General features: G+C 68.3%; 22 protein-coding genes. 13 read left to right on the top strand and 9 right to left on the bottom strand.

All coding sequences use genetic code 11. From position 1 onward, the window contains the following. Positions 1–92 precede the first annotated feature (92 nt). The 4 genes from AC0685_RS34870 to infC form a co-directional block, all read right to left on the bottom strand. Complete coding sequence (locus AC0685_RS34870; protein ID WP_478229404.1) at positions 93–926, bottom strand: TrmH family RNA methyltransferase; 834 nt, start codon at positions 924–926, stop codon at positions 93–95. Beyond that, positions 923–1,300: a 50S ribosomal protein L20 gene (gene rplT / locus AC0685_RS34865; RefSeq protein ID WP_005163284.1), complete on the bottom strand. Its 378-nt coding sequence runs from the start codon at positions 1,298–1,300 to the stop codon at positions 923–925. The genes AC0685_RS34870 and rplT overlap by 4 nt, the downstream gene beginning before the upstream one ends. 63 nt (positions 1,301–1,363) lie before the next feature. Then, positions 1,364–1,558 (bottom strand): 50S ribosomal protein L35, encoded by a 195-nt coding sequence (gene rpmI, locus AC0685_RS34860; protein WP_007028043.1) that lies wholly within the window; start codon positions 1,556–1,558, stop codon positions 1,364–1,366. Between the two features lie 70 nt (positions 1,559–1,628). Continuing rightward, the gene (gene infC, locus AC0685_RS34855) at positions 1,629–2,204 is read right to left on the bottom strand and encodes a translation initiation factor IF-3 (protein WP_125789870.1); all 576 of its coding nucleotides are present in this window, start codon (positions 2,202–2,204) and stop codon (positions 1,629–1,631) included. 270 nt (positions 2,205–2,474) lie between these two features. On the opposite strand from infC, the gene AC0685_RS34850 reads away from it, so the two are divergent. The 3 genes from AC0685_RS34850 (at position 2,475) to AC0685_RS34840 (ending at position 4,595) form a co-directional block, all read left to right on the top strand. Beyond that, on the top strand, positions 2,475–2,834 hold the full coding sequence (locus AC0685_RS34850) for a DUF1844 domain-containing protein (protein ID WP_005163289.1): 360 nt from the start codon (positions 2,475–2,477) through the stop codon (positions 2,832–2,834). Between the two features lie 130 nt (positions 2,835–2,964). Next, on the top strand, positions 2,965–3,603 hold the full coding sequence (locus AC0685_RS34845; RefSeq protein ID WP_478229403.1) for a GntR family transcriptional regulator: 639 nt from the start codon (positions 2,965–2,967) through the stop codon (positions 3,601–3,603). Further along, positions 3,600–4,595 carry a 1-aminocyclopropane-1-carboxylate deaminase gene (locus AC0685_RS34840; protein ID WP_478229382.1) on the top strand — a complete coding sequence of 332 codons (996 nt, stop codon included), beginning with the start codon at positions 3,600–3,602 and terminating at the stop codon, positions 4,593–4,595. The genes AC0685_RS34845 and AC0685_RS34840 overlap by 4 nt, the downstream gene beginning before the upstream one ends. 228 nt (positions 4,596–4,823) lie before the next feature. Here AC0685_RS34840 and AC0685_RS34835 read toward each other — a convergent pair whose 3' ends face one another. The 3 genes from AC0685_RS34835 to AC0685_RS34825 are packed head-to-tail and all read right to left on the bottom strand — an operon-like array spanning position 4,824 to position 6,942. Then, a complete protein-coding gene (locus tag AC0685_RS34835; protein ID WP_034321592.1) occupies positions 4,824–5,207 on the bottom strand; it encodes a RidA family protein in 384 nt (127 codons plus the stop codon). Beyond that, positions 5,204–5,968: an IclR family transcriptional regulator gene (locus AC0685_RS34830; protein WP_340688357.1), complete on the bottom strand. Its 765-nt coding sequence runs from the start codon at positions 5,966–5,968 to the stop codon at positions 5,204–5,206. Before AC0685_RS34830 ends, AC0685_RS34835 begins: the two co-directional genes overlap by 4 nt. Beyond that, positions 5,965–6,942: a sugar kinase gene (locus AC0685_RS34825; RefSeq protein ID WP_478229381.1), complete on the bottom strand. Its 978-nt coding sequence runs from the start codon at positions 6,940–6,942 to the stop codon at positions 5,965–5,967. The genes AC0685_RS34830 and AC0685_RS34825 overlap by 4 nt, the downstream gene beginning before the upstream one ends. A gap of 269 nt (positions 6,943–7,211) precedes the next feature. Between AC0685_RS34825 and AC0685_RS34820 the strand changes: the two genes are divergently transcribed. The 9 genes from AC0685_RS34820 (at position 7,212) to AC0685_RS34780 (ending at position 18,235) form a co-directional block, all read left to right on the top strand. Next, the gene (locus AC0685_RS34820; protein WP_478229380.1) at positions 7,212–8,516 is read left to right on the top strand and encodes an amino acid deaminase; all 1,305 of its coding nucleotides are present in this window, start codon (positions 7,212–7,214) and stop codon (positions 8,514–8,516) included. Positions 8,517–8,645: 129 nt separating this feature from the next. Continuing rightward, on the top strand, positions 8,646–10,241 hold the full coding sequence (locus tag AC0685_RS34815) for an N-acyl-D-amino-acid deacylase family protein (protein ID WP_478229379.1): 1,596 nt from the start codon (positions 8,646–8,648) through the stop codon (positions 10,239–10,241). Then, on the top strand, positions 10,238–11,626 hold the full coding sequence (locus AC0685_RS34810; RefSeq protein WP_478229378.1) for a GntP family permease: 1,389 nt from the start codon (positions 10,238–10,240) through the stop codon (positions 11,624–11,626). The genes AC0685_RS34815 and AC0685_RS34810 overlap by 4 nt, the downstream gene beginning before the upstream one ends. 27 nt (positions 11,627–11,653) lie before the next feature. Then, positions 11,654–12,784 (top strand): lactonase family protein, encoded by a 1,131-nt coding sequence (locus tag AC0685_RS34805; RefSeq protein ID WP_478229377.1) that lies wholly within the window; start codon positions 11,654–11,656, stop codon positions 12,782–12,784. A 12-nt stretch (positions 12,785–12,796) separates the two neighbouring features. Then, positions 12,797–14,080: an extracellular solute-binding protein gene (locus AC0685_RS34800; RefSeq protein ID WP_478229376.1), complete on the top strand. Its 1,284-nt coding sequence runs from the start codon at positions 12,797–12,799 to the stop codon at positions 14,078–14,080. Next, positions 14,081–15,040, top strand: coding sequence for a carbohydrate ABC transporter permease (locus tag AC0685_RS34795; RefSeq protein ID WP_016335409.1), 960 nt, complete (start codon positions 14,081–14,083; stop codon positions 15,038–15,040). Beyond that, positions 15,031–15,897, top strand: a complete 867-nt coding sequence (locus AC0685_RS34790; RefSeq protein ID WP_016335410.1) for a carbohydrate ABC transporter permease — start codon at positions 15,031–15,033, stop codon at positions 15,895–15,897. The genes AC0685_RS34795 and AC0685_RS34790 overlap by 10 nt, the downstream gene beginning before the upstream one ends. A gap of 1 nt (position 15,898) precedes the next feature. After that, positions 15,899–17,311 (top strand): beta-N-acetylhexosaminidase, encoded by a 1,413-nt coding sequence (locus AC0685_RS34785; RefSeq protein WP_478229375.1) that lies wholly within the window; start codon positions 15,899–15,901, stop codon positions 17,309–17,311. Between the two features lie 342 nt (positions 17,312–17,653). Next, positions 17,654–18,235, top strand: coding sequence for a hypothetical protein (locus AC0685_RS34780; protein ID WP_478229374.1), 582 nt, complete (start codon positions 17,654–17,656; stop codon positions 18,233–18,235). On the opposite strand, the gene AC0685_RS34775 is transcribed toward AC0685_RS34780, so the two are convergent. Further along, positions 18,236–18,778, bottom strand: coding sequence for a hypothetical protein (locus AC0685_RS34775; protein WP_478229373.1), 543 nt, complete (start codon positions 18,776–18,778; stop codon positions 18,236–18,238). Beyond that, positions 18,775–19,851, bottom strand: a complete 1,077-nt coding sequence (locus AC0685_RS34770) for a DUF5005 domain-containing protein (protein WP_478229372.1) — start codon at positions 19,849–19,851, stop codon at positions 18,775–18,777. Before AC0685_RS34770 ends, AC0685_RS34775 begins: the two co-directional genes overlap by 4 nt. Positions 19,852–19,918: 67 nt before the next feature. Here AC0685_RS34770 and AC0685_RS34765 point away from each other — a divergent pair, with 67 nt between their 5' ends. Beyond that, positions 19,919–20,551 (top strand): hypothetical protein, encoded by a 633-nt coding sequence (locus AC0685_RS34765; RefSeq protein ID WP_478229371.1) that lies wholly within the window; start codon positions 19,919–19,921, stop codon positions 20,549–20,551. Positions 20,552–20,576: the final 25 nt, after the last annotated feature.

Raw genomic sequence — 20,576 nt, 5'->3', positions numbered from 1 at the left:
GCGCTCTACGCCGTAAACAAGGTGCTGGAACGAACACTGCGTTCCATGAGAGCTCCCTTGTGTCGTGATGCGACGGCGTGACGCCCGCGACTCTACGTGGTGGCGGCCCGCGAAGCCATCGCATTCGTGTACACGCAGATCGCGGCGGCCGTCGCGAGGTTGAGGCTCTCCGCCCGGCCGTACATCGGGATCTTCACCGCGAGATCGACCGTCTTCAGGACCGCCCGTGGCAGTCCGTGCGCCTCGTTGCCGAAGACCCACGCGGTGGGCTCGTCGAAGGTCACCTGATCGAGCTCGGTGTCGGCGTAGCCGTGTGCGCCGAAGGTGCGGAGTCCGGCGGCGGAGCAGGCCTTCAAGGCCGCGTCGACGTCCCGGATCCGCGTGATGGCGGGGTGGAACAGGCTGCCGGCGGCCGCGCGGACGCATTTGCCGTTGTGCGGGTCGACGCTGTCCCCGGCGAGGACGACCGCGTCGGCGCCCGCGGCGTCCGCGACCCGGATCACGGTGCCCGCGTTACCGGGGTCCGCGACGTCGACGAGGACGACGACGAGCTTCGCGCCCGGCTTCAGGACGGTCTCTTGTGGACGGTCGACGAGCGCGCAGACCGCGACGATGCCTTGCGGCGTCACGGTCTCGGACAATCCGTCGGCCGCGCGATCGGTGATCGGCGAGACGGAGACGCCCGCCTCACGCGCGGCGGCGAGCAGGCGCTCGTGCTGCGCGGCGGCGCGTTCGGTCACGAACAGCTCGTACACCGTGCCGCCGTGTTCGAGCGCGGCTTCGACCGCGTTCGCGCCTTCGGCCAGGAACCGGCCGGTCTTCTCGCGCTCGGCCCGGCGGGTGAGCTTGCGCGCAGCAACGACCCGGGGCGTCCGTTCGGTGAACGGAGCAGCCCCGGGTCGGTGAAGAGCGCTGTCGCCGGTCAGGCCGACTTCTTCTCTTCGGTGTTCACGTTCGCCTTGGCCAGCTCGGCCAGCGCGGTGAACGCGGCGGCGTCGTTGACGGCGAGGTCCGCGAGGATCTTGCGGTCGACCTCGACACCAGCGGCCTTGAGGCCCTGGATGAACCGGTTGTAGGTCACGCCGTTGGCGCGGGCCGCCGCGTTGATCCGGGTGATCCACAGCTGGCGGAAGTCACCCTTGCGGGCACGACGGTCCCGGTAGGCGTAGTTCAGCGAGTGAAGCGTCTGCTCCTTCGCCTTGCGGTACAGCCGCGAACGCTGGCCGCGGTAGCCGCTGGCGAGCTCGAGAGTCGCGCGACGCTTCTTCTGGGCGTTGACAGCCCTCTTGACGCGTGCCACTGGGTCCATCCTGTCGATCTGGGGGCGCGCTGGCGCGCCCGGCGTTTACAAAAGTGCGGGGTGTCAGCGGCCGAGAAGGCGCTTGACGCGGCCGACGTCGTTCTTGGCGATCTCGGTCGTGCCTTCGAGGCGACGGGTGAGCCTGTTGGACTTCTTCTCCATCAGGTGGCGGCGGCCGGCCTTCTGGCGGCGCAGCTTGCCCGAACCCGTGACGCGGACACGCTTGGACGTCCCGCTGTGCGTCTTCATCTTCGGCATTACGTTGTCCTCTTCCGTGCGGCGGCACACCGGTGTTGCCCGGTGTGCCGCTGACATGTGCTGGTCGGCGCTACGCGTCGGCGGGCGGCTCGGACGACTCGTCCTTGGCTGCCTTCGCGGCCTTCTGCGGCTTCACGTTCTTGTGCGGGGCCAACACCATGATCATGTTGCGACCGTCCTGCTTCGGCGACGACTCGACGAAGCCGAGCTCGGTCACCTCGTCGGCGAGCTTCTGCAGCAGGCGGAACCCGAGTTCCGGCCGGGACTGCTCGCGACCGCGGAACATGATCGTGACCTTTACCTTGTTGCCTGCCGCAAGGAAGCGCGACACGTGACCCTTCTTGGTCTCGTAGTCGTGCTGGTCGATCTTCGGCCGCAGCTTCTGCTCTTTGATGACGGTGAGCTGCTGGTTGCGGCGGGACTCGCGGGCCTTCTGCGCGCTCTCGTACTTGAACTTGCCGAAGTCCATGAGCTTGCATACGGGCGGGCGTGCCTGCGGGGCGACCTCGACGAGATCGAGATCGTTCTCCTGTGCCAGCCGCAGCGCATCTTCGATCCGGACGATGCCGACCTGTTCACCGGCCGGCCCGACGAGGCGGACCTCCGGTACCCGGATTCGGTCGTTGATGCGTGTCTCGGCGCTGATGGGGCCTCCCTGGTTCGAGGTAAATTCTTCTACCGTTTCGACCTGGTGCCCACATACCTAAGGCCCCGGTACCGTGCGGTACGCGGGGCCCACTCTTTTTCCGATCGTGTTCGATCTCCAGAACCGAACACACCGCCTCGACGCCCGAAATCGTCTTGGCGAGACCGGACCCGGACACCTGGTGTTGCGGCGGTGACACGGGTGGGAGCGGGGCTCCACTTGCCGCCCCCGATCGCTCGGGGGCTGGTCGCTCGTGGAAGGGTACCAGACGTGTCAGATGAACCCGTTCAGCAGCCCCCGTATTCCCCGGACGTCCGCGACCTGGAGGACATCCCGAGCGTCGAGGTGATCAGCAGGGCGGCCGTCATGCTGCTCTCCGCCGGCGCCGAACGCCTCGGCCTCGCGGACGAGGACCCGGCCAGCTCACCGCACCGCGACCTCGACGAGGCCCGCCGCCTGATCACCGCCCTCGCCGGGCTGGTCACCGCTTCGGCAGAGTACCTCGGCCTGCACGCGGGCCCGTTGCGCGACGGCCTGCAGTCGCTGCAGAAGGCGTTCCGCGAAGCTTCGGCCGTGCCCGACGCTCCCGGTCAGGGACCGGGCGAGAAGTACACGGGGCCGGTCTACTAGGTCTTCCCGCCCCCTCTGGCGTGCCATGAAAGGTCCTTTCCTTGCAAATTTCGCAAGGAAAGGACCTTTCATGGCATCGGCCCCTTTTCCGAACCGGCCGATGCCAACTAACATTTCAGATGTGAGTGGGTTGGCGAAAGTACCGAGGTCCCTCCTCCGGGACGAGGCCTACGAGAGCATCCGGCGGGCGATCATCGACGGGACGCTGCCGCCGGGGACGAACCTGCGCGACGGCGACCTCGCCGATCAGCTGGGGCTTTCCCGGGCCCCGGTGCGCCAAGCGCTGCTGCGGCTCGTCGAGGACGGTCTCGTCGAGTCGAAGCCACAGAGCTACACGCGCGTCGCGAGGTTCGTTCCCGACGACGTCCGTGACGCACTGGAGCTCGTCCGGGCGCTGCACGAGTTCGCCGTCCGGGCGGGTGCACCCCGGATGGGACCGGTGGAGGTCGCGGCGATGCGCGTGGCCAACGCCCGGTTCGCCGACGCGATCGCCGCCGGGGACATCGCGGCCGCGATCGCCGCCGACGACGAACTCCACGACGTCCCGGTGGCCGCCGCGCGCAACCGGGCGATCGCCGCGACGCTGGCTCGCTACACACCCCTGCTGCGCCGTCTCGAGTACGCCCGCTTCGGTTCCCTGCCCGCCCACCGGTCGGTCCAGCGCCACGCGGAACTGGCCGACGCCATCGAAGCGGGCGACGTCGACGCGGCCTGCGCGATCACCGCCACCATCTGGACCGAACTCGAAGACCTTCTGGAGACGCCATGACCCTCGCCGATTTCCCGCGCTACCCACTGCTGTTCGGCCCCTCCCCCGTCCATCCGCTGGAGCGGCTCACCGCTCATCTCGGCGGGGCGAAGGTCTGGGCGAAACGCGAGGACGTCAACTCCGGGATCGCGTTCGGCGGCAACAAGACCCGGAAGCTCGAATACCTGGTCGCCGACGCGCTGGCCTCGGGCGCGGACACGCTGATCTCGATCGGCGGCGTGCAGTCGAACCACACCCGCCAGGTCGCCGCGGCCGCCGCGCGGGCCGGGCTCAAGGCCGTACTGGTGCAGGAGAGCTGGGTCGACTGGAACGACCCGATGTACGACAAAGTCGGCAACATCCAGCTCTCGCGCATCCTCGGCGCGGACATCCGGATGGTCGAGGCCGGGTTCGGCGTCGGCTTCAAGGAGAGCTGGGAGAACGCGGTCAAGGAAATCGAAGCCGGCGGCGGGAAGCCGTACGCGATCCCGGCCGGCGGCTCGGACCACCGTCTCGGCGGGCTCGGTTTCGCGAAGTGGATCGTCGAACTCGAAGCGCAGGAGGCGGAACTCGGCGTCTTCTTCGACACGGTGATCGTCTGCTCGGTGACCGGCAGCACGCAGGCCGGGATGGTCGCCGGGGCCGCGCTTTCCGGTAAGCCGCGCCGGATCCTCGGCATCGACGGGTCGGCGAAACCGGCCGAGACACGCGATCAGATCACTCGCATCGCCAGGGCGACCGCGGAACTGATCGGTGCCGGCGAGATCGAGGAGGTCGAGCTGGACGAGCGCTACCACGCCGGGATCTACGGCCTCCCGGACGAGTCCACACTGGACGCGATCCGGACGCTGGCCCGGTTGGAGGGAGTGCTCACGGATCCGGTGTACGAGGGCAAGTCCATGGCGGGGCTGATCGATCTCGTCTCGCGCGGGGAGATCGCGCGGGAGTCGAATGTGCTCTTCGCGCATCTGGGCGGGCAGCCCGCGCTGAACGGCTACACGAGCGTCCTGTGACCTCGTGAGTGGTAAGGACGGTTAGAGCCAACGGTGTCTTGCGTACCTACCGGAGGTGACTGCCGGTCGATCGCGGGTCCGTGAAGGCCTCCTTCCCTACGCTCAAGGTAAGGAAGGAGGCCTTCACGGACCCCAGAACGCCGGCAACGGCACGTTAAGGCTGGCCCAGGTCCCCTCGTGAGTGGCAAGGACGGTTAGAACCGTCCTTACCACTCACGAGGCGCGGGGTCAGTCCGTCACGGCCAGGACGTCGATCTCCACCAGCAGCCCGGCGGGCAGGCCGACGTACACGGTGGTGCGGGCCGGGTGCGGCGCTTCGCCGATCAGCTTGTTGTAGACCTCGTTGAACGCGCCGAAGTGGTCGACGTCGGTCAGGTACACGCGCACCATCATCGCGTCGGCCAGGCTCGAACCGGCGGCCTCGAGCACCGCCTCGATGTTCTTGAAGGTCTGCTCGGTCTGCTCACCGACGGTCTCGCCGACGATGGCGCCGGTGGCCGGGTCGAAGGCGACCTGGCCGGCCACCTGCAGGATGTTGCCCTTGCGGACCGCCTGCGAGAACGCGGCCACCGGCTTCGGCGCGTTCTCAGTGCTGATCGCGGTCTTGCTCATTCCAACTTCCCCTTTCGGTTCCCCGTCCATCCACTGTGGACGGAAGCTTCTTCGGCGGCGGCGATCAGCTCGGGCACGAGCCCCATCAGGCCGTCGTAGTCCAGCAGTACCTTCGGCACCGACACGGACGCGGCGGCGAGCACCACGCCGCCCGGACCGCGGACCGGCGCGGCGACGCAGTGGATGAAGTCCTCGTGCTCGGCGTTGTCCACCGCGTAGCCGCGGTCGGCGACGAGCGCGAGTTCCTTCATGTAGGCCTCAGGGGTGGTGATCGTGTTCGGTGTCCGGACGAAGAAGTCGATCCTCGACACCACGTCCGCCTGCTTCTCCGGCGTCATCGCCGCGACGAGCACCTTGCCGACGGCGGTGCAGTGCAGGGGCGCGCGTTTCCCGATGCGGGAGTACATCCGCACCGAATGCCTGCCCTCGAACTTGTCGATGTAGACGACCTCTCCGTCCTCATAGGACGCGAGGTGCACGGTGTGCCCGGTGCGCGCGTTGAGCCCGGCGAGCGCGGATTGCGCGGTGCGGCGGACGTCGCGATCCTCCAGCGCCTGTTGTGCGAGGTCGAAGAGCGCACTGCCCAGCCGGTAGTACCGCTGCCCCTCCCGGCGCACGAAGTGGTGCGCCTCCAGGGTGCGCAGCAGGCGCAGCACGGTCGACTTGTGCACGCCGATCTCCTCGGCGAGCTGGTCCAGTGTCTTCGGCTCACGGGCGAGCCCGCTCAGCAGCGTGAGCGCCCTGTCCAGGCTCTGGCTCATCCGCCCACCACTCCCTTGTCCGTCAGCTTGGCCGCCGCCCATGCTGCCTCATCCGCCCCGAGGAGCGTTTCGACGACGGACGCGGGCAGCGGCCGGCCCACGTCGTCGTGGGTCAGCAGGGTGGCCGCGGCCTGCAGATGACCGCGTCGCAGCCGGGTCGCGGGGTCGTCGCCGCGCAGGGTCGCGGCGAGGAAACCGGCCGCGAAGGCGTCACCGGCGCCGACCGGCTCCACGACGTCGACCTGGAGCGCGGGCGAGAACAGCGGTGCTTCGTCGCCGTCGATCAAGGTCACGCCGCGTGCCCCATGCTTGACGACCAGCGTCTTCGGTCCGGGCACGGCGGCGCGCAGCCGCGCCGGGTCGCCGGTCCCCCACACCCGCTCGGCCTCGTCCTCGCCGGCCAGCACGATGTCGGCGCGCGCGGCCAGTCCGGCCAGCACCGACGGGTCGCGTCCGGTCCACAGCGCGGGCCGGAAGTTCACGTCGAACGACGCCAGCGTGTCGCCCCGCGGTCGTTCCATCAGCGCCCGCACCAGATCGAGACAACCGTCCGACAGGGCGGGCGTGATCCCGGACAGGTGGATCACGCGCACCCGGTCGAGATCGAGTTTCCCCAGCAATCCGGCGTCCATTCCGGACGCGGCCGAGCCCTTGCGGTAATAGCGCACGGGGCTGCCGTCAGCACCGCTTTCCTTGATGTAGAGCCCGGTCGGGCGTGTCCGGTCGACCACGACCCCGCTGACGTCCACCCCCGCTTCGCCGATCTCACGCACCAGCGCGCGGCCGAACGGATCGTCGCCGACGGCGCTCACCCACGCGCTGGTGAAACCCAGCGCCGGGAGGTGGCAGGCGACGTTCGATTCGGCGCCTCCGATGCTTCGCACCCACTTACGTACCTCGTCGGGCGGCCCGGGTTCGGCCGGCACGAACAAGGCCATCGACTCCCCGATGCACAACACGTCAGTGCTCTTCATCGCGCCGACCGCCATCCCGCTGCCAGGGCGCGCCTCGCGGAATCATGCCGCCTCGCGACCGAAAAGCGCCCCGCCATCGCGATAGCGGGGCCTCCGGCCGACAAGGCGCGACCCCGAAAGATCAAAAGATTCCCGGGCGGCCAAGGCTCACCTGTCACTTCCGCGTCTCCTCGTCGTCACCCCGTTGACCTCTAGCGGACCGGATGCTACACCTATCCCACGCAATATGCGCAACGTCCGTTGCAACATACGCAACCGAGGTGAACCTCATGTTCGAAGCCGGCACCATCGATTCCGCCGCGGTCGCGGCCGTCCGGGAGGAGCGCGTCGACTGGCGCTTCCGCTCGGTCGCGCCCTCGCTGTCCGGTCTCACGATCGGCGAGGCCGCCGCCCGCGGCGCCAAGCTGTTCGACGACGGCTTTCTCGGCCCGTTCGTCGTTCTCGACGAAGAGGCCGTCGAACACAACCTCCGCACGATGGCGGGCTGGTGCGCCGAACGTGGGGTCGCGCTGGCCCCGCACGGCAAGACGACGATGGCGCCGCAACTGTTCGAGCGGCAGCTGAAGCACGGCTCGTGGGGCATCACCTGCGCGAACGCCGGCCACCTCAGGATCTACCGCGCATTCGGCGTTTCCCGGATCCTGCTGGCGAACCAGCTGCTCGACCCCTCGGGCCTGAAGTGGCTCGCCGCCGAACTCGACGCCGACGACGACTTCGAGTTCGTCTGCTGGGTCGACTCGGTCCGCGGTGTCGAGCTGATGACCGAAGCCCTGCGCGGCGCTCGCCGCAAGGTGGACGTCCTGGTCGAACTCGGCGCCGAGGGCGGCCGCACGGGTGTCCGCGACACCGAGACCGCTCTCGCCGTCGCCGAAGCCGCGCACGCGAGCCCGGCTCTGCGGTTGCGCGGATCCGGCGGCTACGAAGGCGCGCTTTCCCACCACACCGACGAAAAGTCGCTCCAGCTGATCAGCTCCTATGTGGATGGTCTGCGGGAACTCGTCTTCGCCTTCCACGCCAAGGGCCTGCTCGACGAGGCCGGCCGGATCATCGTCACCGGCGGCGGCAGCGCGTACTTCGACCGCGTCGCCGACGAGCTCACCAAGGACTGGGGCGGCCTGGACGTCCTGCCGATCCTGCGCAGCGGCGCCTATGTGACCCACGACGACGGCTTCTACCGGGTGATCTCGCCATTGGGCGAGCAGCCGCGCATCGACGGCGTCGCCTCGTTCCGTCCCGCGCTGCGCGCCTGGGCGCAGGTCACGTCGAAGCCGACGGACGAACTCGCGCTGCTGACCATCGGCAAACGGGACGCCTCGTTCGACGAGGGCATGCCCGAGCCGCGCCTGATCCGCAAGGGCGACGGGCAGACGTCCGCACTCGAAGGTCACTCCATCCAGAAGATGAACGACCAGCACGCCTTTCTCACCCTGCCCGCGTCGTCGCCGGTCGAGGTCGGCGACTGGATCGCCCTCGGCCTGTCGCATCCGTGCACCGTTTTCGACAAATGGCCCCTGATCCCGGTCGTCGGCCCCGACGGCGAGACCGTGCTCGATTTCGTCCGCACCCATTTCTGAGTGTCCGCTGGTGAACCCGCGCGTGAAGCGACACAGCGGGTTCACACGTTCGGTCACCTATACAGGTCGATCTTCAGCTACGCCAACAATTTCTGATCCGTCCTCCACCGCCGCAGAGGAAGAATCGCCATGGACATCGTTGTCCGCTCCGCACTGGTCGCCGACGGCACCGGGGATCCGCTCACCAGGCACGACGTGGGCATCACCGACGGCCGGATCGCCAGTGTCGCCGAACCCGGCTCGCTCGCGGGCCGCCGCACCATCGACGCCGAAGGACTCGTGCTCGCGCCCGGGTTCATCGACATGCATTCGCATTCCGACCTTCAGCTGCTCGCCAATCCGGATCACCTCGCGAAGCTCTCCCAGGGCGTCACGACCGAGGTGCTCGGGCAGGACGGGCTCTCCTACGCGCCGGTGAACGACGACGTCCTCGCGGCGCTGCGCCAGCAGCTCGCCGGCTGGAACGACGATCCGGCGGGCTTCAACTGGAACTGGCGTTCCGTCGGCGAGTACCTCGACCGCCTCGACGCGGGGGTCGCGGTCAACGCGGCGTACCTCGTGCCGCAGGGCACCGTCCGCATGCTCACCGTCGGCTGGGAGGACCGGCCCGCGTCCGAAGCCGAGATGAACGCGATGAAGGAACTCATCGCGACCGGGCTGGCCGAGGGCGCGATGGGCATGTCGTCCGGGCTCACCTACACGCCGGGCATGTACGCGACCACCGAAGAACTCGTCGAGCTGTGCCAGGTCGTCGGCGAGCGCGGTGGCTTCTACAGCCCGCACCATCGCAGCTACGGCAAGGGCGCGCTCGAGGCGTTCGGCGAGATGGTCGACGTCTCCCGCCGTTCGGGCTGCCCGCTGCACCTCGCGCACGCCACGATGAACTTCTCCGTGAACAAGGGCAAGGCGCCGGATCTGCTGGAGCTGCTCGACCGGGCGCTCGACGACGGCTGCGACATCACCCTCGACACCTATCCCTACCTTCCCGGCGCCACGTACCTTTCCGCGCTGTTGCCGAGCTGGGCCACCGAAGGCGGGCTCGACGCCACGCTGGCCCGGCTGTCCGATGTGGACACCCGCGAGCGGATCCGCGCCGAGATCGAGGAGACCGGATCCGACGGCGCCCACGGGGTGCCGATCGACTGGGAGGCCATCGAGATCAACGGTGTCCGCCGGGACGAGAACGCCCACCTCGTCGGGCATTCCGTCGCCGCGTCGGCGCAGCGAGCAGGCAGGCCGGCCGCGGAGCTGTACTTCGACGTCCTGATCTCGGAGAAGCTCGGAACGTCCTGCCTGATGCACGTCGGGCACGAGGAGAACGTCCAGGCGATCATGCGCCACCGCACGCACACCGGCGGCAGCGACGGGCTGCTCGTCGGCGCGCGGCCGCATCCCCGCGCCTGGGGCACGTTCCCGCGTTACCTCGCGCGCTACGTCCGCGAACTCGGCGTCCTCGACCTCGCCGAATGCGTCGCCCACCTCACCGGCCGCGCGGCGGACCGCCTGCGGCTGACCGACCGGGGTCTCGTCCGCGCCGGCTACGCCGCGGACCTCGTGCTGTTCGACCCGGAAACCGTCGCCGACACCGCCACGTTCGACGAGCCGCGGCAGCAGGCCGCCGGTATCCCCTATGTCTTCGTCAACGGTGTCGCCGCCATCGACGATGGTCAACCGACCGGCGCCCTCGCCGGCCATTCACTGCGGAACCCCGGGAGTGCCCGATGATCGACTGGCTCCAACACACGACGGGAGGTCTCCTGACCCTCGCCGCCGTCTCCATCGCGGTGTTGTTGTTCCTCATCATCAAAGTCAAACTCGAGCCCTTCATCGCGCTGATCGTGGTCGGCCTGCTGACCGCGCTGGCCGCGGGCCTGCCGGTCGTCCAGATCGTCGGCTCCGCGCAGAAGGCGTCGGATTCCCTGCTGGAAAAGGGTTTCGGCGGGATCCTCGGCCATATCGCCGCGATCATCGGACTCGGCACCATCCTCGGGTCCATTTTGGAGCGATCGGGCGGGGCGAAGGTGCTCACCGGCGCGCTGCTGCGGGCCATCGGTGAGAAGCGGGCCCCGCTGGCGATGGGTCTCGCGGGCTTCGTCTTCGGTATCCCGGTCTTCTTCGACATCGGCATCTTCGTGCTGGCGCCGCTGGTCTACGTCGCCGCCAAACAGGGCGGCCGCTCGCTCGTGCTGTACGCACTGCCGTTGCTCGCCGGACTTTCGATCACGCACGCGTTCCTCCCGCCGCACCCCGGCCCGGTGGCCGCGGCCGGTCTGCTGCACGTGGAACTCGGCTGGATCATCCTGATGGGCCTGGTGTGCGGTATCCCCGCGTTCCTGGTCGGTGGTGTGCTGTATTCGACGTGGATCGGCAAGCGCGTCGACGTGCGGGTTCCCGCGGAATTCCTGGTCGCCGAGGAAGAAGGCGAGAAGGAAGCGAATCCGCCGTCGCTGGGACTGGTGCTGGCGATCATCGCCGTCCCGCTGGTCCTGATCCTCGCCGGGACGTTCGGCAGCATCTGGCTTCCCAAGAACTCCGCGCCCGCCGGTGTCGCCGCGTTCGTCGGCACCCCGGCGGTCGCGCTGACGATTTCGGTACTGCTGGCGTCGTGGCTGCTGGGCCTGCGCCGAGGCTTGACGGGCAAGGATTTGAGCGAGCTTTCGGCGAAGTCGCTGCGCCCGGTCGCGATGATCCTGCTCGTGGTCGGCGCGGGCGCGTTCTTCGGCGCCGTGCTGGCCGCGACGGGGATCGGCAAGGCCGTCGCGGGTTCCCTCGACAACGCCGGTCTCCCGGTCATCCTGGCGGCGTACGTGATCAGTTGCGGAATGCGCATCGCGCAGGGTTCGGCGACGGTCGCGATCGTGACCACGAGCGGCATCGTCGCACCGACGGTGGCGACGCTGGGCTATTCGCAGATACAGCTCGCGCTGCTGGTCGTCGCGATTTCGGCGGGTTCGATCATCGCCTCGCACGTGAACGACGGCGGTTTCTGGATCATCTCGCGGTACTTCAACATGACCGTGCCAGAGACCCTGAAAACCTGGACCGTCCTGGAAACCGTCCTTTCCGTTTCCGGTTTCGGCGTGGCAGCATTGCTCATGGCAGTGGTTTAAACCACCTGACGACTGGGAGAGATCACGATGACCGGACTGGATCGACGCACCTTCCTCGGCGCCGTCGGAGCGGCTGGACTCACCACCGTTCTCGGTTCCCACCTCGCGAACGCCTCCGAACAATCCTGCGGACCGAAGGGAACCGGGGCCATCTACGTCAGCAGCTACACCAGTTCCGGGCACGGGCTCGATGTCGCTCACCGGGACGCGGCGAGCAACGCGCTCGTCATCGACCGGACGATTCCGGGAGTCAGCAACGCTTCCTGGTTCGACATCAGCGCCGACCGCAAGACTCTCTACGTGACCAACGAGGACGAGAACGGCCAGATCTCCTCGTTCAGCCTGGCCGATCCGGCGAAGCCCAAGCTGCTCAACAAGAAGTCGGCCAAGGGCCAGCACCCGACCCATCTGAGCGTCCACTCGAGCCAGAAGTACGTGCTGGCCGCGAACTACAGCAGCGGCAGCGTCGTCGTCCTCCCGATCCTCGCGGGCGGGAAGCTCGGCGACGTCGTCGATCTGGCCCAGCACAAGGGCGCCGAGCGCCAGGCGCACGCGCACCAGGTCGTCAACGACCCCACCGGCAAGTGGGTGCTCGCGGTCGATCTCGGCGCGGATTCGGTCTACGTCTACAAACTCGACACCACGACCGGGAAACTCAGGCTGAACCAGCAGCTGAAGCTCCCGTCCGGTGCCGGGCCCCGGCATCTGGCATTCCACCCGAACGGCAAGTACGCGTACATCCTCGGCGAGCTCCGTGCCGAGGTGACCGTCGCGGCGTGGAACCCGGTCACCGGGAAACTCACCGCCGGACAGGTCGTCCCGGCCGTTCCGGCGGGCACCCCCGGCGAGCAGTACCCGGGCGAGATCACCACGTCCAAGGACGGGAAGTTCGTCTACGCCTCCGTGCGCGGTTCCGACACGATCGCGTCGTTCGGCGTCAGTGAGGACGGGAAGTCCTTGAGGCTGCTGAACAACGCACCCGTCGGCGGTGTCTACCCGCGCCACATCACGCTCGACCCGACCGAGCGCTGGTTCTACGTCTCGAGCGACAAGTCCGGCACGCTCAGCTGGCTGCCGCGCGATCCCGGTACCGGTCTTCCGGGGGCCGTCGCCGGGAAACTGGCGCTCCCCCAGGTCAATTCCGTCTTATTCGCCTAAGGAGAAGAACCCATGAGAACTCGCGTCCTCATCGCGGGCCTCGCGACCGTCGGCCTCGTGGCGGGCTGCGCGCCGGCCCAGAACACCCCCGCCGCGAGCGGCGGTGACGAGAAGACCGGCACGATCCGCGTCTGGCTGTTCGACGAGGCCAACCGCGCGCCCAAGGAGGCGGCGGTCAAGGAGGCGATCACCGAGTTCAAGGCGGCGCATTCGGGCGTCGAGGTCGACGTCCAGTGGATTCCGGTGGAGGGCCGTGCGGACAAGTTCTCGGGCGCCTTCAACGATCCGGCGAGCGCGCCGGACGTCGCCGAGTTCGGCAACACCGACGTGTCCAGCTACGCCGCCACCGGCGCGCTGGCCGACCTGACCGGCGATCTCTCGTCGTGGAAGGAAGGGGCCGACATCCTGCCCGCGGTCCTGGAGACCGCGAAGTCCGGCGGCAAGACCTACGGCCTTCCGTGGTTCACCGGTATCCGCGCGTTGTACTACCGCACGGACCTCTTCGCCGAACTCGGCCTCAAGCCGCCGGCGACGCTGGCGGAGCTGACCGAGACCGCGAAGACGATCCGCGCCAGGAAGCCGGAGCTGTACGGCATCTCCGTCGGCGGCAAGTACACCTACGCGATGCTGCCGTTCCTGTGGGCACACGGTGGCGAGATCGCCAAGCAGGACGGCGGCAAGTGGAAGTCCACGGTGGACTCCGAGCAGGCCAAGGCCGGGGTCGCGGCGTACGCGAACCTGCTGAAGGCGGACATCTGCCCGCCCGAGCAGTGCGCCAACCTCACCGGCACGCAGAGCATCACGGCGTTCGCCGGTGGCAAGGCCGGGATGTCCATCGGTGGTGACTTCAACCGCAAGGCCGTCGAGGCCGGCCAGGTGAAGGGCAAGTACGCGATCATCCCGATCCCGGGTACCGAGGCGGGCAAGATCGCCCCGGCGTTCGCGGGCGGCAACCTGCTGGGCGTGTTCAACGCGACCAAGCGCAAGAGCCTCGCGGTCGAATTCACCCAGCTCCTCGGTGGCGCGAAGTACCAGGAGAAGATGTACGTCGCCATGGGCAACCTGCCCACGCTCGGCAGCGTCCAGCAGAAGGTCGCCGCGAGCGACCCGTCGGTCAAGCCGTTCGTCGACACGCTCACCGCGGGCACGAAGTTCGTCCCCGCCACCGCGGCGTGGTCGAAGATCGACGCGCAGAACGTCCTGCCCACCGCGATCCAGCAGATCGCGACCGGTGGCAAGGACCCCGCGGCGGCGCTCACCGCCGCGGCCGCCGAGATGAACAAGGCGTTCGGCTAAGTGGTCACGAAAGAAATCCCCCGCACCACGGCTCCGGCCGTCCCGGCACGGCGGTCACCCCGCCGTCGCCGGGACGGGCGGGCGGCCCTGCTCTACCTGGCGCCCGGTGGCATCTTGCTGCTGGCGATGCTGGTGTACCCGATCTACCAGCTCGTCCTGATCTCGTTCTACGACTACGGCCAGCCGCAGGCGGTCGGCAATGCCCCGCTGGTGTTCCTCGGCTTCGGCAACTACGTCGAATTGCTGGAGAACCTCCAGTTCTGGGAGGTGCTGGCCAAGACCCTCGGCTTCACGGCGGTCTGCGTCGTCGGCAGCCTCGCGCTCGGGACGGGACTCGCCGTGCTGGCGACCCGGGTCCGCGCGTGGGCGCGTGTCCCGCTGTTCCTGGCGGCGCTCGCCGCGTGGGCGACGCCGGCGATGGCGGGCTCGTACGTCTGGCTGTTCCTGTTCGACGCGGACTTCGGCCTGGTGAACGAGGTGCTCTCGGGCATCGGGTTCACCGGGATGGCGAACCACTCCTGGACGTTCGACACCTACAGCACGTTCGGGCTGGTGGCGGCCGAGGTCATCTGGTGCTCGTTCCCGTTCGTCATGGTGACGATGTACGCGGGGCTCAAGGGGGTGCCGGAGGAGGTCATCGAGGCCGCGTACCTCGACGGCGCGTCGACCTGGCGCACCACGTGGTCGATCACGCTGCCGATGGTGCGGCCGCTGCTGACCATCGCCACCATCCAGTCGATCATCTGGGACTTCAAGATCTTCACCCAGATCTACGTGATGACCAACGGCGGCGGCGTGGCCGGGCGCAACCTCGTGCTCAACGTCTTCGCCTATCAACAGGCCTTCGCCGGACAGGAATACGGTCTCGGCGCGGCGCTCGGAGTCGTGATGACCTTGCTGCTGCTGTCCATCACCGGGTTGTACGTCCGGTCGCAACGCCGGAGCGCGGGATGGGTGTGACGACGGGCCGCCGGGTGCGCAGGCCCGGCAGGCTGATCGCCGAGATCGTCTGCGTGGTGATCGCCGGGATGGTCGCGTTCCCGGTGTACTGGATGGTGCTTTCGGCGTTCAAGCCCACCGGGCAGATCCAGGCGGAGAACCCCCGGCCCTGGACGCTCACGCCGACCCTGGAGCATTTCGAACGGGTGCTCAGCGGCGAGGGTTTCGCGATGTTCTTCCTGAACAGCGTGATCGTGGCCGTCGTGGTGGTGGCGTTGTCGCTGCTGCTCTCGTTCCTCTCGGCGGTCGCGCTGACGCGGTTCAACTTCAAGGGCAGGACCGTGCTGCTGGTGATGGTGCTGGTAGCGCAGATGGTGCCGGTGGAGGCGCTGACCATCCCGCTGTTCTTCCTGATGCGGTCGGTCGGCGACGTCGCGCCGGCGTTCGGCACCAACCACCTCGGCTCGCTGATCCTGGTGCACCTGGCGTTCAGCCTGCCGTTCGCGATCTGGATGCTGCGCGGCTTCGTCGCCGCGGTGCCGCAGGAGCTGGAAGAAGCGTCGAAGATCGACGGAGCGAGCCGGATGCGGTTCACCTGGCAGATCCTCTTCCCGCTGGTGGCGCCCGGCCTGGTGGCGATCAGCGTACTGGCGTTCATCCACGCCTGGAACGACTTCCTGTTCGCGAAGACGTTCATCATCTCCAACACCGAGAACCAGACGCTCCCGCTGGCGATCCTGGTGTTCTTCAAACCGGAGGACACCGACTGGGGCGCGGTGATGGCGGGTTCGACGTTGATGACCATCCCGGTGCTGGTGTTCTTCATACTCGTGCAACGACGACTCGTGTCCGTCATGGGCGGCGCGGTGAAGGGCTGACATGCCTGGCTTCGAAACCTTGCTCCCCCGTCCCGTCTCGGTGGAACCCTTGCCGGGACACTGCCCAGTACCGTCCGAAGTGGACGTGCGCCGTGCCGATCTGCTGCCCGCCGAGGGCTATCGGCTGGAGATCGATCCGTCCGGCGTGACACTGCACGCGGCCGACGCGGCAGGCGAGTTCTACGGCCGCCAGACGCTCCGGCAGCTGATCGGGCCGGACGCGTTCCGGGCCGCGCCGATCCACAGTGGACAGCAGACGATCCCGTGCGGCGTGGTCACCGACCACCCGCGGTTCGGCTGGCGCGGCTGTTTACTGGACGTGGCAAGGCACTTCCGGACCAAGGCCGAGGTGCTGCGGTTCATCGACCTGATCGCCGCGCACAAGCTCAACGTGCTCAACCTGCACCTGACCGACGATCAGGGTTGGCGGATCGAGATCCCCGAGTTCCCCAGGCTGACCGAGGTCGGCGGCTGGCGGAAGTCGTCCATGGTCGGGCGGCACGACGGTCCGGAACGGGACGGGCGTCCGCACGGCGGGTTCTACTCGGCCGACGATCTCCGCGAGATCGTCGCGTACGCCGCGGCGCGTTCGGTGACCGTGGTCCCGGAGGTCGACATCCCCGGCCACGCCAGGGCCGCGATCACCGCGTACCCCGAGCTCGGCCCGGAAACCGGCGAGCCGTGGGAGGTGTGGACGAGCTGGGGTATCAGCACGTCGCTGCTGAACACGGAGAAGTCCACTGTGGACTTCTTCAAGCGGGTCTTCGACCACGTGCTGGAGATCTTCCCGTCCGAGGTCATCGCGCTCGGCGGTGACGAAGTACCCGGCGCGACCGAGGAACACGGCCGGTTCGTCCGTGAGATCGCGCAGCACCTGGTCGATCGGGGGCGTCGTCCGCTCGGCTGGGACGAGGTGCTCGAAGCGGGCGACCTGCCGCCGATGGTCATCGGCTCGTGGCAGAGCGAGGCGGCCGGTGCCCGCGCGGCGGCCGCGGGCCACGACGTCGTCATGTGCCCCGAGGAGCACGTGTACCTGGACCACCGGCAGTCCGACCACCCCGATGAACCGATCCCCGTCGGGTACCTGAGCACGCTGGAGAGCTTCTACGGCTACGAGCCGGTGCCCGCCGATTTTCCCGAGGGGAAGTCGATCCTCGGCGCGCAGGCGCAGGTGTGGTCGGAGCATCTCGACACCGCGCGGCGGGTGGATTACGTCACCTTCCCGCGCCTGTGCGCCTTCGCGGAGGTGGCGTGGAGCGATCCGGACGGGCGGGACTACACGGAGTTCCTGCCGCGTTTGCGGGACCACCACCTGCCGCGACTGGACGCGCTGGGCGTCGAGTACCGGCCGCTCGACGGGCCGCATCCCTGGCAGACGCGGCCTGGAGTTCCCGGGCGGCCGCGGCAGCGGTAAGCACGTGGGCTCGGCGCCCGCATTAAGCGCGAAGGCCCCTCCCCTCGGCTCAGCCGAGGGAAGGGGCCTTCACGCGCGGCCGCTGTGCCTGCTGTGGTCGCTGGTGCACCTGACCCAACGATAAGCCCAGCCAAATCCAGTAGGTATTTGAGGCGCTCTTGGCCCTGGCCCCGGATCGCCACTCACGGCCGCGGCATTCCGGTCGGGGCACGCCGGTCCTCTCGGTGACCGTGTGGATTTCGGGGCATCTGACGTCCCGAAATCCACACGGTCCGCGCACCCGAAGTGTATGAGGGTCCCCTTCCTTGCGGCAGGTGCAGGGAAGCGGGCCATCATGGGGTGATGAGTGATCAGTCCGCACGGTGGGTCGACGCCACCCAGCTTCCTGAAGAACTCGTAGCACTCATCGACATCCTCCGCCCTGGCGAGGACGTGCTCATCACGCGGAACGGCGAGACGATCGGAACGATTTCCGGCGCTGTCCGCGAAGAACCGGTGCGTTCGGCGGACTCCGACGGCATCACGGTCGTGGCAACCGCTATGAAGCTGTCGGCGGCGGCCAGGGATTCGCTGTCCGAGCGGCTCGGCCCCGGCTACCTCGTCCTGGACTTGCGCTCGGCTCCCCCGAGCGTCGACGTCCTGCTGGTCCCGCCGGGCAGCCCGCAGTTGATCGGCAACTTCCGTGCGCTGTACCCGAAGGCGCGGATCGTGATCACGGAGATCGAAGACGCTGAGCTCGGGGTCAAGTATGAGGGCCCGGTGCGCCGTCTTCTCGACGCCGGCGCGGAGGCCTATCTCCCGTCGAGCACGATCCCGCGGCTGGCGGAGCAACTGGACCGGACCATGACCCGGCTGAACCAGCTCACCGGTGACACGTCGGTTCCCCTGACCATCGAAGCGCCGGGAGGCCGCGCGCTCGAGTGATCAGCGAGAATCGAAGTCGCCGATGTTCAACCAGCCCACGTGCTCGTCCCAGCTGTCCCAGAAGACCTGCTTCTCGGCAGCCCGGTAGCGATGCCGGTATCCCATCAGCTCGCCACAATCAAAGCTCTCCTCGGCGAGATCGGGCGTGCCGAACACTTCGAGGAACTCGTCACGGGAGCGCAGGTACCCGAAGTGGGCGAGGAGACCACGCCCGGCACCGTACAACGCGAACCCGGAGACCATCCCGTCGACGATCCGGCAGCTGAACTTGCCGGAAAAGTGAACGATTCCCTCGGTTTCGACGACGCTCTCGACCACCTCTTCACGCGAGAGGGGCTCCCCCTCCGCGCCGTAGTACTCCGTGGCCCGGCCGCTTCCGGCGATCACGCGGTGGACGATCGGCGAGAGCGTGACCTCGATGACGCTGTCGCGGGCGACGGTATCGGCGGCCTTCGCCCCATAACGGACACCGGCGAGGCTCAGGCCGCGCGGATCGACATCCGGCCGGGTGAGGACGTCCAGATCGTCGAGTATCTCGATCACCCGATGAAGCGTAGTACCGGCGGCCAGGCGACCTCGACGAACCGCGGCCGGTAGATCCGCGCGTCCTCGAAGTTGTCGCCGTGGTCGAGGCTGTTCACGTTGTACGACACCGTGAGCTTCCCGGGACGGCTCAGCTGCGGATGCGCTGTCGCGTCGTAGACGATGCGCCGGTCGCCGGCTTCGGGTGCCCGGTGGAGAACGACGGGATCGCGGAACGGGCCAGTCGGCGAACTCGCGGTGTAGGCGAGCATCACCGGGCTGAAGCCGGGGCTGGTGTCCATGGTGATCAGCACGTACTCGCCGCCGACACGGGTCACTGAGAACGCCGTCCCGATCCCGGACAGCATCCGGACCGAGTGCTCCTCGTGGGACGACCAACCGGCGCCGGTCCAGAACTGCCAAGGTCCGCGAAGGCTCCCGACAGGCACCCTGGCGAGCCGGAGATGGCCTTGTTCGGCACCGTAGAGGTAGGTGTACCCGCCGTCTTCGAGCAGCTCCGATCCCCACGCGACCTTCTCGCTCACCGGGATCACCAGCAGCTCGGACGGCGTCAGCGCGGGCAACCGGAACGTGGCCAGCGACGTCCCGGTGCTCCGGAAATCGAGGCCGCCTGGCCCCGTTGTCTCGTACCGGTTGTAGAGCACCCGCAGGACATCGTCCTCGACGACTCCGTCGCCGACCCAGTAGTGCTCACCCGAACCCGCGAGCCCGATCAATGCCTCCGGCTCGTCCGCGGTTCCGCCGTGCAGCGTCTCCCCCAGCGTGCCGTCCGGACGCTGGACGACCAGGGTGTTGCGGGCGATCGGGCTGTCCCGGGGGCGGCTGTGGTCGGGGTTCACCGTGCCGAGGAACGTGTCCGAGAACAGCCACGCGGTACGGCCGTCGGGCAGCGGCACCGACACCGTGCGATCCCCGCCGGTCCAGTGGCCGCCCTGGTCGCCGTAGTCGTTCCAGAGCTCGTTCAGACCGGCGACGGGAGCCACCGGCGGCGGCGCGGACGCGATCCCGCTGCTCGCCACCACGGCGCTGAACAGCAACGCGGCCGGTACGAGAATCCTCGACGCCCGGCGCATCGGATCATGCTAGAGGCGCCGAGGATTTTGTACGACCCTTGTGCGCCAGGTGATTACCGTCCGCGGGATGTCCTGGAAACTGCTTTCCGTGGCCGTGCTCGCCGCCGTCGCGTGCACCGGGTTCACGACGGCCGAAGCCGCCTCGAAGACCTACTACGTCGACCAGGTCTCCGGTAGTGACACCGCGAGCGGCACTTCGCAGCAGACCCCGTGGAAGTCACTGGCGAAGGTCTCCGCCACCACGTTCGCGGCGGGCGACACCGTTCTGTTGCGTCGCGGAGGTGCCTGGTCCGGCGGCCTCACCGTCAAGAGTTCGGGTGTCACGATCGGCGCGTATGGCACCGGGGCGCGGCCGGTCGTCAAGGGCAACGCCGAGGCGTGTGTCGATCTTCCCGGGAACGACACCGTGGTGAAGGACCTGCAGATCGGCGTCGCGGCCGACGCGGGACGCTGCTCCTGGGCCGGAGTGAAGGTGTCCGGTGACCGCAACAAGGTGCTGTCGAACCTGATCACGGGTGCCGGCGCGGGCGTGTACATCGCGCCGTCGGCCGAGGGCACCGAGGTCACGCAGAACGACCTCGTCGACAACGACCACATGACCGTCGTGACGCCGGGCGGCAACGACGACGTCGACGGCAACCCGGTCTTCGCCGGCGCGCGGGTCGATGCGGGCGCCTACGAGTTCAAGGGACGTCCGTGAAGGCCTCCTTCCCTACCTTGAGCGT

It is taken from the genome of Amycolatopsis sp. NPDC043889, assembly GCF_056435645.1.
The sequence above is the reverse complement of the archived record's forward strand: the minus strand, read 5'-3'. Positions and strand labels throughout refer to the sequence as shown.